At 68.4% G+C, this 2,620-nt stretch carries 3 protein-coding genes; all 3 read right to left on the reverse strand.

Annotation, left to right across the window (positions count from 1 at the left end; genetic code table 11):
* Window positions 1–117 precede the first annotated feature (117 nt).
* Entirely contained in the window at window positions 118–1,083 is a 966-nt protein-coding gene (locus AC6RA4_RS24795; protein WP_500164879.1) for a zinc-binding metallopeptidase family protein, read from the reverse strand.
* A 149-nt stretch (window positions 1,084–1,232) separates the two neighbouring features.
* Complete coding sequence (locus tag AC6RA4_RS24800) at window positions 1,233–1,934, reverse strand: TspO-related membrane protein (protein ID WP_500164881.1); 702 nt, start codon at window positions 1,932–1,934, stop codon at window positions 1,233–1,235.
* 2 nt (window positions 1,935–1,936) lie between these two features.
* On the reverse strand, window positions 1,937–2,620 hold a 684-nt coding region (gene serS / locus AC6RA4_RS24805; RefSeq protein ID WP_500164883.1), incomplete at its 5' end, for a serine--tRNA ligase.

Consider the following 2,620-nt stretch of genomic DNA (forward strand, 5'->3'; position numbering starts at 1 on the left):
CAATTCACCCCCGAGGTATTTCGAAACCAGAGAAGGCAGGAGCACAGCGCCCCTGTCTTCTCTTCGTCAAAAATACTCCCGCCGGAGGCAGGCGGTCCATCGCGGCCGGGCGGAGCGTCAGCCGTGTCCGTTGCGGCGCAGCCAACCATGCGCGAAGGCGAGCTTGTCACGCACCCCCTGGGCCAGGACGAACGGGTAGAGATCAGGCAGGTCCATGGCGCGGTTGACGTGGTTCATGGCGATCGAGAGGTCGACGGCCATGGTGATCTCGGCCTCGGTATCGGAGGCGGCGTAGGCGTCGTGGCCGGCGGGCGGGCCGCCGGGCAGCGCCAGTTCGGCGGCGGCGGCGCTGTCGACCAGGTCGATCAAGTGCAGCAGGTGCGCGATGGTCTCGGCCCAGTCCTCATGCGGGTGGGCGGTGGCGTAGCTGGTGATGTGGGTCTCGTCGGCCGGCTGCGGGTTGGCATAGTGCTGTTCGAGCGCGGCGCCGTAATCGGCGCGCTCATCGCCGAAGAGGGCGCGGAACTGGGCGAGGAACTCCGGGTTCTCGGAGAGGCGCAGGTGCAGGAAATGCGCGGTTTCATGGCGCATGTGGCCCAGCATGGTGCGGTAGAGCTCGCCGAGCTCTTCCTGCCGCTTGGCGAGCACCGCGTCGCTGGCCTCGGTCACGTTGATGGTAATCAGCCCGTCCGCATGGCCCATGATGATGTCTTCCTGGCCGGCGGCGGTCTGCTCGGAGAGCAGTTTGAAAACCGGGCGGGCGCCGGGATCGGCGGGGGTGAACCAGCCCCAGCGCGCGAGGTTGGCCAGCATCCAGCGCTTGGCCAGTTCCGAGGTTTCCCAGAGCGGGCGGTTGCCGTTCTCGCGCAGGTCCGGGAGCATCTCGGTCATGGCGCAGGAGCGGCAGAGCCCGCCGCTCTCGGCCACCCAGTTGCAGCCGATCAGATCGCGATTCGCGCAGGGCTCGGCCAGCGGCAGCATGCGCTGCGCGTCGGGATCGAAGCTCACCTGCTGGCCGCAGGTGCAGCCGGTGTTGTGAAAATAGAGCGGGGCGCCGCAATTGGGGCACTGAAAGATCTGCATCGTGGGGTCCTGACCCGGGGGTTCCGTGTGCCAGTAACGGCGGCGGCGCGGTGCAAGTTCCATCGCGCCGGCCCCTCAGGCGGAAAAGCCGGGGATGACGCTGGGTCAGATTGCGGAAAAGTCGCGCCGGCGCAAGCGTCGCGGGGCGTTCACTCGGTGTCGGTGCCGCGCAGCGCGAGGATGGCGAAGATTCCGATCACCGAAAGCCCGACCACCGCGATATTGAGCGGCGAGGAATTGGCCACGATCACTGCCACCAGCGCCCAGATCACCGTGATGCCGTAAAGCGGCGCGCGGTGCAGCCGGTACTGGATCACCAGCGCCAGTGCCAGCGCGATGGCCAGTGCCACCAGCGCCGCGGGCGTCGGCCCGAGCAGCCCGTAGCCTGCCAGCAGCAGGCCGATGGAGACCGAGGAGGCAGCCGTGAGCCAGCCGGCATAGACCGCCAGAGGCGAGACCTGCAGCCAGCGGTCCATGTCGCCGGTGCGGAACAGCGCCAGCAGCGCGGTGACCAGCATCACCCAGATCATCGCGGTGGCGGCGATCGGCGAGAGCTGCGCCACCGGCAGCCAGACCACACCCACCGCGAGGCTGATGAACAGCGGCTGGCGGTGCGGCTGCCAGTCGGGCTCGTCGGCGCGACGGAACAGGCCGAAACCGGTGCCGGCGATGAGCCAGAGATAGATCAGCCCCCAGATCGCGAAGGCATAGCCCGCCGGCTGCACCGGCGGGTCGTCCTGCGGGACGGGGAAGGCGGCCGGGTCGAACCCGTTGAAGCCGGGAAACAGCACCGGCCCGGCGGCAAACACCACCGCGGCCAGAAACACCAGGACCGCCCAGAGCATCTGCATGATCAGACCAGCTCGCCATCGGCGGTGAGGGTGGTCTTGCCGCCGAGCCACGGGTGCAGCGCCTCGGGCAGCTTGACCGAGCCGTCTTCCTGCTGGCCGTTCTCGAGCACCGCGATCAGGCAGCGCCCCACGGCGAGGCCCGAGCCGTTCAGCGTATGGACGTATTCCGGCTTGCCGCCGCCCGCGGGCTTGAAGCGGGCGTTCATCCGGCGGGCCTGGAAATCGCCGCAGACCGAGACCGAGGAGATCTCGCGATAGGTGTCCTGACCGGGCAGCCAGACCTCGATGTCATGGGTGCGCCGCGCGCCGAAGCCGATGTCGCCGGTGCAGAGCACCACCGTCCGGTAGGGCAGGCCGAGCTTTTCAAGGATGCCCTGCGCGCAGGCGGTCATCCGGTCGAGCTCCTCGCGGGATTTGTCGGGATGGGTGATCGAGACCATCTCGACCTTCTCGAACTGGTGCTGGCGCAGCATGCCCGAGGTGTCGCGCCCGGCGGAGCCCGCCTCGGAGCGGAAACACTGGGTGTGGGCCACGTAGCGGCGCGGCAGGTAGCTTTCCTCGACGGTCTCGCCGTTGACGATGTTGGTCAGCGTGACCTCGGCGGTGGGCACCAGCCACCAGCCCTCGCGGGTCTGGTAGCTGTCCTCGCCGAATTTCGGCAGCTGGCCGGTGCCGTACATCATTTC

The sequence above is a fragment of the Salipiger sp. genome, from assembly GCF_059781815.1.